11 protein-coding genes and 4 pseudogenes are annotated in these 12,890 nt (G+C 68.3%); all 15 read right to left on the bottom strand.

Annotation, left to right across the window (positions count from 1 at the left end; genetic code table 11):
• Nucleotides 1-91 precede the first annotated feature (91 nt).
• Entirely contained in the window at nucleotides 92-754 is a 663-nt protein-coding gene (locus ACH5AF_RS28065) for a hypothetical protein (protein ID WP_398905358.1), read from the bottom strand.
• A pseudogene (locus ACH5AF_RS28060) lies at nucleotides 727-1,458 on the bottom strand (acyltransferase domain-containing protein); the annotation flags it as partial. The pseudogene ACH5AF_RS28060 and the gene ACH5AF_RS28065, both read right to left, overlap by 28 nt.
• A gap of 73 nt (nucleotides 1,459-1,531) precedes the next feature.
• Nucleotides 1,532-2,431 (bottom strand): annotated as a pseudogene (locus tag ACH5AF_RS28055) (acyltransferase domain-containing protein); the annotation flags it as partial.
• 23 nt (nucleotides 2,432-2,454) lie between these two features.
• Nucleotides 2,455-2,694: a hypothetical protein gene (locus ACH5AF_RS28050; protein WP_398905356.1), complete on the bottom strand. Its 240-nt coding sequence runs from the start codon at nucleotides 2,692-2,694 to the stop codon at nucleotides 2,455-2,457.
• 22 nt (nucleotides 2,695-2,716) lie between these two features.
• Nucleotides 2,717-2,899, bottom strand: a pseudogene (locus tag ACH5AF_RS28045) (beta-ketoacyl synthase N-terminal-like domain-containing protein); the annotation flags it as partial.
• Nucleotides 2,900-2,927: 28 nt separating this feature from the next.
• A pseudogene (locus ACH5AF_RS28040) lies at nucleotides 2,928-3,467 on the bottom strand (polyketide synthase); the annotation flags it as partial.
• A gap of 168 nt (nucleotides 3,468-3,635) precedes the next feature.
• Entirely contained in the window at nucleotides 3,636-4,730 is a 1,095-nt protein-coding gene (locus tag ACH5AF_RS28035; protein ID WP_398905340.1) for a cytochrome P450, read from the bottom strand.
• A gap of 148 nt (nucleotides 4,731-4,878) precedes the next feature.
• On the bottom strand, nucleotides 4,879-6,075 hold the full coding sequence (locus ACH5AF_RS28030) for a hypothetical protein (protein WP_398905338.1): 1,197 nt from the start codon (nucleotides 6,073-6,075) through the stop codon (nucleotides 4,879-4,881).
• Entirely contained in the window at nucleotides 6,072-6,662 is a 591-nt protein-coding gene (locus ACH5AF_RS28025) for a dTDP-4-dehydrorhamnose 3,5-epimerase family protein (protein WP_398905355.1), read from the bottom strand. Before ACH5AF_RS28025 ends, ACH5AF_RS28030 begins: the two co-directional genes overlap by 4 nt.
• Nucleotides 6,643-7,545, bottom strand: coding sequence for a dTDP-4-dehydrorhamnose reductase (gene rfbD, locus ACH5AF_RS28020; RefSeq protein ID WP_398905336.1), 903 nt, complete (start codon nucleotides 7,543-7,545; stop codon nucleotides 6,643-6,645). The genes ACH5AF_RS28025 and rfbD overlap by 20 nt, the downstream gene beginning before the upstream one ends.
• The gene (rfbB, locus tag ACH5AF_RS28015) at nucleotides 7,542-8,519 is read right to left on the bottom strand and encodes a dTDP-glucose 4,6-dehydratase (protein WP_398905334.1); all 978 of its coding nucleotides are present in this window, start codon (nucleotides 8,517-8,519) and stop codon (nucleotides 7,542-7,544) included. The genes rfbD and rfbB overlap by 4 nt, the downstream gene beginning before the upstream one ends.
• Entirely contained in the window at nucleotides 8,516-9,586 is a 1,071-nt protein-coding gene (locus ACH5AF_RS28010) for a glucose-1-phosphate thymidylyltransferase (protein ID WP_398905333.1), read from the bottom strand. The genes rfbB and ACH5AF_RS28010 overlap by 4 nt, the downstream gene beginning before the upstream one ends.
• Nucleotides 9,583-11,031 (bottom strand): hypothetical protein, encoded by a 1,449-nt coding sequence (locus ACH5AF_RS28005; RefSeq protein ID WP_398905332.1) that lies wholly within the window; start codon nucleotides 11,029-11,031, stop codon nucleotides 9,583-9,585. Before ACH5AF_RS28005 ends, ACH5AF_RS28010 begins: the two co-directional genes overlap by 4 nt.
• Nucleotides 11,028-12,032: an LLM class flavin-dependent oxidoreductase gene (locus ACH5AF_RS28000; RefSeq protein ID WP_398905330.1), complete on the bottom strand. Its 1,005-nt coding sequence runs from the start codon at nucleotides 12,030-12,032 to the stop codon at nucleotides 11,028-11,030. Before ACH5AF_RS28000 ends, ACH5AF_RS28005 begins: the two co-directional genes overlap by 4 nt.
• A complete protein-coding gene (locus ACH5AF_RS27995; RefSeq protein ID WP_398905329.1) occupies nucleotides 12,025-12,888 on the bottom strand; it encodes a phytanoyl-CoA dioxygenase family protein in 864 nt (287 codons plus the stop codon). Before ACH5AF_RS27995 ends, ACH5AF_RS28000 begins: the two co-directional genes overlap by 8 nt.
• Between the last annotated feature and the right edge of the window lie 2 nt (nucleotides 12,889-12,890).

The following is a 12,890-nucleotide window of genomic DNA, read 5'->3' as shown; positions in this document are numbered from 1 at the left end:
ACCATCTCCCCGGCCCATTCCCCCTGCATGCCTACAAGACTGGCCCCAACTCCACCGAGCCGGGGCCAAAACCGAGATTTTCAGCAGCCTTCTAGTACTCCAGGTTCGCCACCACGACATCGACGGTGTCGGTGCCGGCCACCCGGTCAGCGGCCCGTACATGCACCTGGGCCCGTTGCGGCGGGTCGCCGAGCAGGGCCAGGCGCGCGATCTTCGACGGCATCCGCACGACCGGCTCGCCGAGGAACAGCACGGAGGTGATCGTCATCGCGCCGTCGAGCAGCGAGGCCCAGGTGGCCGTACCCTCCGCACCCGTGTCGATCACGCCGTACAGTTCGTCGGTGCCGCCCCGGCGCAGCTCCTGGATCTCCCAGGGGAACCCCATGCCGGCCACGCCGATCTGCGTCACCCGTTCCTGCACGTAGTCCGGGCTGACGACTTCCGCGCAGCGCTCCCGTACCGCAGCACCGTCGAAGCGGTCTTCCAGGACCCCGCCCAGCGGGTCGATGGCGGCCGTGGTGTGTGTCAGCCAGGACTCCTCGCTCTCCTGCGTGCTCTCGTCGTTGATCCGGGAGGCCAGCCGGAGGGTCGAGTCCTGGTAGGAGAGCTGGATGTCGCGTGGCACGGATACCAACAGCACCCTCAGCGCCACGTCCACCAGTGCCGAACGCCTGTGGCCAGGCCCGTCCACGCCGGCCTGCGCGAGAGCCTCCAGGAAGGTGTTCATCAGCACCGCGGCCGGGATGATTTCCACGTCGTGGACCGGGTGGTTGCGGGGTAGGGGCGGCTCTCCATCTCCAGGTGCGTCCGCCAGAGCCAGAGCGGAGTGCTGCCCGCGATCCGGGTGACGCCGCCCAGGAGCGTGTGACTCTGCGGGTCGTGCTGGAGTACACCACTCCCCGTGCCGGGCCGGGAATCTTTCCAGTACGTCTCGTGCTGACAGGCCGTGGTGGGCAGGTCGGCGAGCTCCGCCCCGCTGCCGAACCGGGCTTCGAGGCCGGCCGGAACCCCCGCACAGTGCAGGGCAGCGAGGTTCCTGAGCAGAGTGCGCCGCTCGGGAGCGTCGCGCCGCAGGGTGCCGACCACCGTCGTGTCGTCCACCCCGAGCTCGTCGAGGGTCTCGCTGATGGAGTGCGAGACGATCGGGTGGCTGGAGATCTCCAGGAAGTGCCGGTGACCGTCCTCGACCGCGGCGGTCACAGCCTGCGCGAAGTGCACGGGGTTGCGCAGGTTGCCCGGCCAGTACCCGGCACCCAGGTCGACCCTCGCCCGCGGGTCCTCCTGCGAGGCCGAATAGAAGCCGATTTGAGGCGCGCCTCCGGCCACATCCGCGATCACCGAGGGCAGTTCGGCTGCGTACGGGTCCCTCTCCCCGGTGTGGAAGGCGATGTGGGCCTGTACCTTGCGGACGACCAGGCCCTCGGCCTCCCAGCGCTCGCAGACCTGTACGACGGCTGCCGCATCGCCCGCGAATCACCGTGGACACGAGCGAGGACGCGATGGCGGCGCTCACCCGCTCGTCTCCCGCAAGTCGTTCCTCGGCTGCCGTGAACGGCAGGCCGACCAGCGCCATCGCTCCCGTGCCCGCGGCGGGGCGCAGCAGCAGCGCCCGGCGGCACGCCAGCCTGGCGGCGTCGGCCAGCGACATCCCGCCCGCCGTGACTGCCGCGGCCAACTCGCCTATCGAGTGGCCGATGACGGCAGCAGGCTCAATCCCATGGGAACGCCACGTGGCCGCGAGTGCGATCTGGACGGCGTACGTTGCCGGCTGGAGCAGTTCGGGGCCCTCCAGAGTGTCGCCTTCCAGGATCGATCGGGCCGTGAATCCGAGCTCGTCCTTGTACACGGGGCCGAGTTCGTCGATCGTCTCGGCGAGGGCGACCTCGGTGGTCAGTAGTTCTCGACCCATGCCGATCCAGTGCGCGCCCTGCCCGGCGAAGACCCAGACGGCCTCGGCACGCTCGGTGGCCGCGGTACCGGTGATCACGTCCACCGGCTCTTCCCCCGCGGCGAGGCCGCGGAGTGAGGCGACGAGTTCGGTCCGGTCCGCCGGCACCACGGCGGCCCGGTGAGAGAGCGGCGAGCGGCGCTCGGCCAAGGTGTGCCCCACCGACTCCAGGGAGCTCTGGGCCCCGGCCCCTTCCAGCCAGTCCGCGAGAAGGGTCGCGTTCGCCCGCAGACCGTCCGTGCTCGCAGCGGAAAGGGGAAAGATCCAAGGGCTGTCGGAGAGAGTCCCTGCGCGCTCGGCATCCGGGGTGGCCGCCGATGCGGTGCGGTCGAGGGTTGTGGTGTCGGGCGCTTCCAGGATGACGTGACCGATCGTGCCGCCGAAGCCGTAGGCCGACACCCCCGCGCGTCGGGGGTGGTGCTCGGAGGGCTTCCATACGGTGGGCTCGGTGACGACCTTGAGGCCGTTGGTGTCCCAGGGGATGGCCGGGTTCGGAGACGTGCAGTTCAGGCTCGGCGGGATTTCGCCGTGCTGGAGCGCGAGTACGGCCTTGATGACCCGGCGACACCGGCGCCCGCCTCCAGGTGGCCGATGTTCGTCTTGACGGAGCCGATCAGCAACGGCCGGTCGGCGCTCCTGTCGGCGCAGCAGGTCCGCCTGGGCCTCGGTGCTCGGCTGCATGATGCCGTTGGTGCGCCCGTCCTGCATGATCCCCGTGCCCCGGACGACGGCCAGGATGCGGTCACCGTCGCGCTCGGCGTCGGCCAGTCTCTTGAGGATCAGCGCCCCGGCGCCCTCGCCACGCCCGTATCCGTCGGCCGTCGCGTCGAAGGACTTCGAGCGCCCGTCCGGGGAGCAGGCACCGGAATCGTTCATGATCTTGGTGACCGCCGGGTGCAGCATCGCGTTCACGCCGCCCGCGATGGCCAGCGAGGTCTCGCCCGAGGCCAACGCCCGGCACCCCAGGAAGAGCCGTCAGCGACGCGGAGCAGGCCGTGTCCACCGCCATGCTGGGTCCACGCAGGTCCAAGTGGTAGGAGATCCGGTTCACTGCCGCGCAGTGCACCGAGCCGATGCCGGTCCATGCCTCGACCTGCGGCAGGTCCTCCATGAGGCGGCGTCCGTAGTCCTCGGTGCCGATGCCGACGTACACGGCCGTGTCCCCGCCCGCCAGTCGGTGGGGTGGAATTCCCGCGTGCTCCAGCGCCTCCCAGGCGACCTCCAGCATCATCCGGTGCTGCGGGTCCATCTGTTACACCTCACGCGGCAGGATGCCGAAGAAGCCGGCGTCGAAGCCCGCGATGTCATCGACGAAGGCGCCCATGCGGGTTGTGTCGCGCAGCGCGGCCGCGTTCCTCGCATCGCCTTCCAGGTATCTCACCCAGCGGTTCTCGGGTATGTGCGAGACGCCGTCGCGGCCCTCGATGAGAAGCTTCCAGAAGTTGTCGAGCGAGTCGGCTCCGCCGGGAAACCGGCAGCCCATACCAATGATTGCGATCGGTTCACTGTTCTCTGACATGGGCTCGTGTTCTTCTTTCGGAATTCGGATACGGGCAACACGAAGCAGGCCGCCGCGGGCGGCCTTCCTTGCAGGGGCTGGGAACGCGGTTGGGCGGACAGGTGAAGCGAGTGGCTGGTGCCCTGTCGACAGGGGCGGACCGGATCGCTGCGGGTCTGTGGGACGAGGTCACCCGGTCCCGAAGATCAGGGGGAGGGCCAGCGGCCCTCTGATCATCGCGCCGCGTTGCCATTCGATGGAATCCGCGGAGGTGGCGAGGGAGAAGTGCGGGAAGCGGTCCAGTACGGCGCGGAGCGCCACCACCGCTTCCATCTTCGCCAACTGCGCGCCCAGGCAGAAGTGGGGCCCACGCCCGAAGGACAGGTGCCGGGACGCCTCCGCCCGGCGGACGTCCAGGCGCCCGGGGTCGGGGAAGGTGTCCGGGTCCGCGTTCGCCGCCGCCACACCCACCATGACGCCCTCGCCGGTGCGGATCGCGGCACCCGCGAGGTTCAGGTCGTGGGCCGCGTAGCGCCAGGGAGCGAGCTTGACCGGGGAGATGTAACGCAACAGCTCTTCCGCGGCGTTGGGGAGCAGCTCGGGGTGGTCGGCCAGGTCCCGCCGCAGGTCCGGATTCCTGGCCAGTTCGAGCAGCGACATGCTCAGCAGGTGGGCGGTCGACTCGTGCCCCGCCAGGATCAGCATGAAGAGCGTGCCGATGATCTCCTCCAGGCTCAGGCCATCTGCCTCTCCCTGGGACGCCACCATGGCGGTGGCCAGGTCGTCGCCTGGCTCGCGCCGCTTGAGGGCGACGAGTTCCTCCAAGTAGTCCATGGCCTCCTGCGCGCACTGGACATAGGCGGCCGCATCGGCCGCGTGGCCGGCGTTGAGCACCCTGGCCCAGCGCTGCACGCGCCGTCGGCTCTCCTCGCTGTCCGGCACACCGAGCAGGTCGCACACGATGCGCAAGGGGTACGGCGAGCAGAAGGCGCTCACGATGTCCACGGGCTCGTTCTTCGGCAGCGCGTCCACCATCGTGAGCGCACGCGTCTCCACGTCCCCCAGTCTGCGGCTGATACGGGCCGCGCTGAAGGGGCGTGCCACCAGCTTGCGTACCCGGGTGTGTTCGGGCGGGTCCATCTCCAGAATGTTGCGGAACAGTACGGTACGAAGCCGGTCGGGCAGCCGGGCGAGGATTCCGCGTGCGCGCTTGCCGAACCGGAGCGGGTCCTTGATCAACGAAGGGTTCGCCAGTGCCGCGGCGGCATCCTCGTACCGTGTCACGAGCCATGCCTGCGACCCGCTCGGCAGCGTGACCCGATGAATGGGACCGTCGGCATGCAGTTGTCGGTAGGTAGGCCTGGGGTCGTTTTCCCATTCCCGGGAAAACAGTGCGGGAATCCGCTCAACCGCCACGTGCACATTCCTTTCGCTACTCATTGTAGTCCTTTAAGCCGAGAATCTCCGGAGCCTCACGCAACGCGAAAGCGAGCGGACTTCCCTCCTCATTCCGGCCTTTATCAATAAAGGCGAGGTTATGGTAGAAGTGAATCCCCTTGATCAGCTTGTCGGTGGACTGTGCGGCCCGTTTCTCGCGTTCAAGGAGTTCTTCGTGATTAAGCCCGTCCACCAGCTGCTTGAGGAAACCGACGGTGAAATCCGGAGAGTTCAGATCGTCTTCCGATCCCCCGAAGAGTTCCGGCCAGTATGACCCGTGAAGATCCTCGATCGCGTAGATGCCATTCTCTGTGAGATAAGGGAAGAGCGTCTTGAACGAAGAGATGACATGCGGGCTCATGTGACTGCCGTCGTCAATGACGATATCGAAGGGGCCGAATTTTTCGGCCATCGAGCGCAGTGCTTCAGGGTCCGACTGGTCTGCCTGGATCGTGGTGATCCGCGGTCGGTCGAGCACACGCTTGTCGGCTATGTCCACGCCGTACACGAGTCCGCGCGGAAAGAATTCTTTCCACATGCTCAGCGAGCCGCCGCCCGCTTCAGCGTCACCGTATCCACCCACCCCGATCTCGCAGATTTTCACGCGCCGGTCGCGCAGGGGTGCGAAGTGACGCTGATAGTGCTGCGTGTACTGGTGCAGGAAACTCCATTTGTCCGTGCCGTGCCGGACCGCAAGGTCTGTGAGATGTACTGGTCGGTCCCGTTCGAGAATCTGCACAACGCGCTGCACCACCGCGTGGAAGAGTCGGGGAACAGCCGGACCGTTCACCAGTCGGGAAACCATCGTGTGCGGACTTGGCCAGCGGATTTCCCTACTGGCCGAGGTGATGCGCTCGCATGGCCCATACAGGGCCAGAACCGTCTCACAGACATCCTGGACGATCCTCGTCGGAGGAATGTCCGTGGTGCGGGCGGTCTTGCCGATCTCCACGCCCTCGTGTCCCACGGAGACGATCGCGGACACTTCCTGGCCTCGATGCGTCAGCGTGATGACGAGGGAACACACTCGGGCGCTCTCGGCCGCAGCGAGATCTTCGAGGTGGGCGCGGAAGATTATTTCGTTGACCAGGGTCGCGGCCACATTACGCAGGCCGATCTCTTCCACCGTGGCGGCCACGTCACCGTGGCCCCGGTCCGCCGCTTCTACGAGGGCGTGGACTGTGTCCGTCATGAAAGCCTCCGTGTCCCGGTCATGGGTGTGCTGACGTGAGGTGCCCCGGTCGGCAGCAGACCCTGTGCTCGCGCCTCGGCAAGGGTGGGGGCTTGTCTGTCCCGGTCGGACAGAACAGGTGTCAGGGGCCAGTCGACGCCCACCGCCGGATCGAGCGGATGGATGGCACGCGCCTTGCCCGGGTCGTACTCCGTGGACGACAGGTAGACGACGACGGCGCTCTCGCTGAGGGCCATGAACGCGTGGCCGAGATCCTCTGACAGATGGACGGTGGCCCGGTTCTCACTGTCCAGCCGTAATGCGTGCCATTGCCCGTAGGTAGGAGATCCGGTCCGGATGTCGACGGCCACGTCGAGTACCGCTCCGTGCACGCACGCAACGCTTTTGGCCTGGCCCGGGGCGGCGAAGTGAATGCCACGGACACTGCCCCGCCGGGAGACCGTGCAATTTGCCTGGGCTAAGGAAGGGGACCGCCCGGTTTGATCCCGGAGACGCGAGGCCTGGAACCATTCGTGGAGACTGCCCCGATCGTCCTCGTGGACGGGCGGCCTCTCGATCCAGAGCCCCTCAATTCCTGCCGAACTCATACGGTCTTCCTTTCTGCCCATGGGCCTCCAATAGGAGGGGGAAAGCGGCGTGCAGGGCGCTCTGCCAGTGCCGCAGCGGGGGAATCCCCGCCCGCGCCCAACGGCCGTGGCCCAGCGCGCTGTAGGCGGGGCGTGCGGCCGGACGCCCGAACTCGCGGCTGGTGACAGGCAGCACCCGCGAGGGGTCCGCGCCCAGGAGACGGAAGACCTCCTGGGCGAGACCGTGCCAGGAGACCTCTCCGCCACTGGTGCCGTGGTAGATCCCCGGCGGTGCCATGCCCGCCTGCGCGGCGCCGCCCAGGTGGGCGATGAGTCCGGCCAGGTCCTCAGCCCATGTGGGCTGTCCCGTCTGGTCGTTGACGACCCGCACGCTCTCGCCGGTGCGCTCCAGGTTGATCATCGTGTCCACGAAGTTGCGTCCGCCGACGCCGTACAACCAGGCCGTGCGTACGACGTATCCCGTGTCGGGAAGTGCGTTCAGCACCGCGCTCTCCGCGACGGCCTTGGTGCGCCCGTATGTGTTGAGCGGATCCGTCGGCGCGTCCTCCTGATAGGGGGTTCGGGAAGTGCCGGAGAAGACGTAGTCACTGGATACGTGCAGCAGGACGGTCCCGTGCCGGCGGCAGCCCTGGGCGAGGTTCCGCGCCCCCGTCACATTGACGTGCCACGCCAGGTCCGGGTGCTTCTCCGCGTCGTCGGCGGAGGTCCAGGACGCGCAGTTGACCACGACTCTGGGCCGATGGCGCACGATCGCCGCGTCCACCGCGTCCGCGTCCGTGATGTCGAGGCCGCGGCGGTCGAGGGCGACGACCTGCTTGTCCCTGTGGCGACGAACGAGGTGCTGCCCCAGCAACCCGCCCGCCCCGGTCACCAGCCAGCTCATCGGACGCCGACTTCCGTGAGCGGCTTCCACCAGTGCGGGTGATCGCGGTACCAGCGCACCGTTTCCTCCAGCGCGGTGGTGAAGTCCCTGGCCGTCCGGTATCCCAGCGTGGCCCTGATCTTGCCGTCGTCGACGGCGTATCGCCGGTCGTGGCCCTCGCGGTCCCGCGCATGGTCAACCATGTCCCAGCCGTAGCCGCAGGACTCCAGAAGCCGCCCCGTGAGCTCCTTGTTGGTCAGGGGTCTCCCTCCCCCAATGTTGTAGATCTCCCCGGGAGCCCCTTGAGTGCGCACCAGTTCGATGCCTCGGACATGGTCCTCGACGTGCAGCCAGTCCCTGACGTGGCCGCCGTCCCCGAACAGCGGCACGGTGCGGCCCCTCAGCAGGTTCGTGACGAAGCGGGGTATGAGCTTCTCGGGGTGCTGGTGGGTGCCGTAGTTGTTGCTGCACCGGGTGACACGCACATCCAGTGCGTAGGTGCGGTGGTAGGCGAGAGCCATCAGGTCGGACGCGGCCTTGGAAGCGGCGTACGGGGACGAGGGCCGCAGCGGGGCGGTCTCCTTCGCGGCGCCCGACGCGATGGAGCCGTACACCTCGTCGGTGGAGATGTGCACGAATCGCCTCACGCCGTGGCGCCGCGCCGCGCCGAGCAGTATCTGAGTGCCGAGGACATTGGTCTCGGTGAATCCCCTGCCGTCGGCAATCGACCGGTCCACATGCGACTCGGCCGCGAAGTGGACGATCTGGTCGCTCTCGGCCACGAGCCGGTCCACGACGGCGACGTCACGGATATCGCCCCGGACGAACCGGAACCCTCGGTGGCCGCTCACCGGCCGGAGGTTGTCCCGGTTGCCCGCGTAGGTCAGCTTGTCCAGCACGGTGACGCGTGCAGCGGGGTGCCGCAGCAACGCGCGCGTGTAGTGGGAGCCGATGAAGCCGGCGCCACCGGTCACCAGAATCCTGGGCGTCGTCATGACGGTATCTGCACCCTGCTGTTGTCGCCCAGAACCAGCCGGTGCACCGCGGACGGGCGCGGGAAAGCCTCGACCTCCACGTCGCGGCCGATCAGCGACTCCTCGATCCGCCGCACCCCCGTCAGCACACAGCCCCGCAGCACGATGGAGGAACTGATCTCGCTGTCCTCGATGCGACAGTGCTCGGAGACAGAGATGTACGGACCCACGGAGGAGCCGATGATCTCGGTTCCCGGACCGATGAATGCCGGGCCGACCACCCGGCTGGCGACAACCTTGGCCCCGGCCTGGATCCGGACCCGGCCGATGACCGTGCTGGCCTCGTCCACGTATCCCTCCTGGACGGCCTCCACGGTCTCCAGGACGGAACGGTTGGCCTCCAGCATGTCCGCGACGTTTCCGGTGTCCTTCCAGAAGCCGGAGATGACGGACGAGTGGACTCTCCTGCCCTGGTCGATGAGCCACTGGATGGCGTCAGTGATCTCCAGCTCTCCCCGCGCGGACGGCCGGATCGACTCCACTGCCTCGTGGACGGCCGGGGTGAACAGGTAGATCCCGGCCAGCGCCAGGTCGCTCTTCGGCCGGAGCGGCTTCTCCTCCAGCCCGATGACGTGGCCGGTCTCGTCCAGTTCGGCGACGCCGAACGCGGTGGGATCGGCGACCCGGCTCAGGAGGATCTGCGCATCGCGGTTTCCGTAGTTACGGAAATCCTCCACGAACTTGGTGATTCCGCCGAGCAGGAAGTTGTCGCCCAGATACATCACAAAGTCGTCTTCGGCGAGGAAGTCCCTGGCCACGGACACCGCGTGGGCCAGCCCCAGCGGCCGTTCCTGGTGGATGTACGTGAGGTGCAGGCCGAACCGTGATCCGTCGCCGACGGCGGCGGCGATCTCCTGGGCCGTGTCCCCGACGATCACACCGACGTCGGTGAGACCGGCCTCGGCGATCGCTTCCAGCACGTGGAACAGCACCGGCTTGCCCGCGACAGGCACCAGTTGTTTGGCGGAGGAGTGTGTGATGGGGCGCATCCGAGTGCCGGACCCGCCGGCGAGGACAAGGGCTTTCACTGTGCCTTCTCACTGTGACGGCCCTCAATGAGGGCGCGAGCGGCCGCGACATCGGCAAGGGGCACCAGGATGCTGGTGACCGGCCGCGGAACGCCCAGGCGGAAAGGGACCTCGACGGGTTCGTCGAGGCGGAGCGCCAGGACGTTCGACGCCCGGCCCGGCACCCGGAAACCGTCCTCGGCCGGCCGGTTGTCGAGCTGGCCCGCGACCTGGACGCGGTTGATGAGCGTGAGGGGGATCTGCGCGCTGTGGTGCAGGCCCCACCGCAGGACGAGGTCCTCCTGGCCCAACGTGTGCGGTCGCACCCTGCCCGCTACGGCGAAGGCGGCGGCTGCGGCTGCGGCATACAGCACAACGACGGTCCCGACGATGGTGAGCGCGCTCACTCCCACCAGGGCGAGCAGCATGACTGCGCCCACCGCGAGTAAGACCGCCAGGACGCCCGCCTGCCAGTTGACGCCCACCCGCCCCAGGGCCTTGTCGCCGGGCCGGGCCTGGGTGCGGAAGGTGACGGCCCGGGCGAGGATCCCCCATACGGACACCTCGTGGCGCACCATCTCCGCGATCGGGGGCGGCAGGAGGGAGTAGAACGCCTCGCTGAGGGCTGCCCGCCGTCCCTGGCCGGTACGACGGAGCCTGCGGTACTGGCTGATGAACGCGGCACCGAACACCAGCCCCAGCACGGACAGGGTGCCTTCGGTGACGACCAGGATGCCTGCGGCGATGCGCCAGTCCAGCAGTCCTGTGGTCACCAGCAGGATCTCGATCAGCAGCACCAGGAGCCCGGCCCACCGCAGTCGGCGCAGCCACGCCGGCACCTGGCCCGGGGCCTCGGCCGAGGGCTTGACGGCTTCCGCCTGCGCCTTCCCCTCCAGTGCGTTGCGAACCGAGACCACGGCGCTGCCAGGGTCCGTCGCGTGAATGCGGATCTCCTGCACCTCGCCGACGGTCCTGCCCGCTTCGACCCGGGCGGGCTCGTGCAGTTTCAGCACCAGGTTGGTGGTGGACATGACCGGGACCGACAGGACGCCCTCGTTGATCACGGCCGTCCGCTGTTGGTCGGACAGGGCGCGCCGCACCGCCACGTCGCGGATGAGGCTCAACGGCACACGAGCGTGGAAGGAGGCGCCGTAGCAAACCGTGAGCGCCTCGCCCGCCACGCGGTGCGGATAAGCACTCAGTGCGACCGCGAAGCCCGTCATCAGGTAGCCCGCGGAGAGCCCGGCGACCAGCGCCACCAGGCGGGCCCACGGCGCGGACAACAGCAGGTCGACCAGGACGATCTCCACGACGGAGAGAAAGACGATCACGCCCACGCCGACGGCGGCACCATCTTGACTGGGAATCGCTGTTCCGACCTCGCGCTTGCCCAGTGCCTTCCACGGCGCTCGCACGGCAGCGCCGATACTCGCCCCTCCGCCCGTGATCAGCTTTGCGTCGCTCATGCTGGTTCCTCCATCCGAGGCTCTGCCGCCTCCCGGCACGCCACGGTGATCTCCAGCAGGTCCCGCAGGGCTTCGGCAGGGCCCTCTGTCACGAGCACGCAGGGGTTGAGCACGACCTCATCGATGCCAACTGCCCAATAACTGCTGATATTTGAAGCGATCTCATCAGCAGTACCCACCAGTACCACATCGTGATCAATGAGCTTCCGAGCGATGTCCTGATCGCTACCGGTCAGCGCTACTCCCGCTGCGGTCAGCGCCCGTTGGTAGTGAGGACTGCTCAGATGGTTTGCAGTGGCCTGCCGGACCACGCGCGTTACGTCTCGGCCGGGCCGGCGTACGACGACATGGGCGACGCTCACCACACGGGGGCCTGCCCCCTCGGCCCCGTGGAGCAACGGCAGCAGGGTATCCCGCACGTACGACAGCGGGGTCAGCCAGGTCAGCGCCACGTCCGCGTGTTCCGCTGCCAGCCGGGCCATCCCTCTCTGGAGGACACCCAGTCCCGCCTCCACCTCGGGACATTCGCCGAGTGTGGGGTCGAGCCGGAGCGTGGCGGTGGCGTCCGCATCCTGGGCCCCACCGGATGGGCCCTTGAGCAGCCGGCAGACCGTGGTGATGTAGTCCCGCGCGGCCTTCAACGGGCTGTCGTAGGGCGCGTCGTTCATCGCCCGCTGGAACGCCGGTGTGCCGGTGCCGAAGGCGGCTGTGAGGGGCTTCCCGGACAGGGCGGCCAGCGACCGTGCCGCCATCGCCGCCTGGTAGGGATGGCTCAGCGGCATGAGGGACACTCCCACGCCCAGGGCCGGGCTGATGCCCTGCCCGAGCAGGTGGGCGAGCGTCTGGTGGGAGTCCAGCCTGAGGGACTGGCCCATCCAGAGCCGGTCCGCGTGCTCGGCGGCGAGCCGGGCGAAGGGAGCGAGTTGCCGGGGGTCACGCGGCTGGAGGGAGTAGTAGACACTCACCCGCCCCCCGCGCGGACGGTCGGCCTGATCAGCCATGGGTGAGGGCCCCCGACTTCTTGCGCTCCTCCTCCGCTGCCTGAAGCCGGGCCATGCGCAGCCGGACGGCGTCGCTACACAGGGCCAACGCCTCGTCGTCGAGATCGCCTTGCGGGCCCCGTTCGAGAACGAAGTGCCCGTGGGTGTCCTCGCCCTGGACCAGCAGGGCCGAGTCCTGGCCTCTGCTGGGACGCACGGAGGGCGCCAGATAGTCGATGGCGAAGGCCACCCGGGTATCCTCGGTCCTGTTCAGACCGGATCCGTGCACCACCAGCATGTTGTGCAGCGAGCACTGTCCCGGCCGCAGCACGACGTCGTGCCGGACGAACTCCGACTCGTCGAGGACGGCTTCGTCGCCGCGCAGCATGCCCTTCAGCCCGGGCGTCCTGCGGTGCGTGCGAATGCCGTCGCGGTGCGTGCCCGCGGCGAAGCGCATGGTTCCGTTCTCCACCGTTGTGGGCGTCAGGGCGAGCCAGACCCGGAAGGCCGCCGGCCGGCCCTCGGAATCCAGGTCGTAGGTGAGGGCGTCCTGGTGCCAGGCGAGGTCGGTTGTACCACCGGGTTCCTTGACGAAGATCTGGGTGCCCCAGACCAGGAGGTCGGGCCCCAGCATGCTCTGCGCGATCTCCAGCAGTGCCGGGTGCCGCACCAGGCGATGCGCCCACTGCGTGAGCAGATGGACCTTCGGCCCGAAGGCGAGCGCGGCCCTGGCGCCACCGCGGCGCCGGCAGTCGGCCAGGTGCTGGAGGACGGTGTCCCGCAGCCCGGCGGCCTCGCTCTCGGTGAGGGCTTCCACGGGAAAGACGAAGCCGTTCTCGTCGAACCCTTCTATCTGTCGCTGTGCCAGAACCGGCATTG

It is taken from the genome of Streptomyces sp. NPDC018833 (assembly GCF_044390825.1).
GTDB lineage: Bacteria > Actinomycetota > Actinomycetes > Streptomycetales > Streptomycetaceae > Streptomyces.
The sequence above is the reverse complement of the archived record's forward strand: the minus strand, read 5'-3'. Positions and strand labels throughout refer to the sequence as shown.